Below are 500 nucleotides of genomic sequence, written 5' to 3'. Positions count from 1 at the left end.
GTCACATCAAGCGTATAAATTCCGTATCTACCCAAATAAAGACCAACAAGCGTTCATACATCAAACCCATGGGCATTGTCGTTTTGTTTACAACCATTTTCTTGCGTTGTGGAATACTTCTTATAAAGAAGAAGGAAAAGGGTTGAATCGTTCCATTATGTCCAAAATGCTCACAAAGCTGAAAAAACAAGATAATACGGCATGGCTACGCAACGTAGATAGTGTGGCATTACAAGCCTCTTATGAAAATTTACTAGACGCTTTTCAACGTTTCTTTCAAAAGCAAAATAACTATCCTCGCTTCAAAAGTAAAAAGAATCCAGTCCAAAGTTATACTACGAAGAATACGAATAACAATATTGCGATTGTCGGTAATCAAATGAAGCTACCAAAATTAGGACTCGTAAAATTTGCGAAGTCGCGTGATATTGAAGGTCGTATTCTAAAAGCGACGATTAAATACAATGCGAGTGGTACGTTTTACGTGTCTGTCCAATGCG

At 37.2% G+C, this 500-nt stretch carries 1 protein-coding gene; it reads left to right on the top strand.

Annotated features, from left to right (window positions below; genetic code table 11):
* Positions 1-500: RNA-guided endonuclease TnpB family protein (locus KTHG_RS00200; protein ID WP_139991810.1), on the top strand; the 500-nt coding region annotated here is incomplete at both ends.

Source organism: Kurthia sp. Dielmo (genome assembly GCF_000307285.2).
Classification (GTDB): Bacteria; Bacillota; Bacilli; order Bacillales_A; family Planococcaceae; genus Kurthia; species Kurthia populi.
This window is presented reverse-complemented; position numbering and strand designations above follow the sequence as displayed.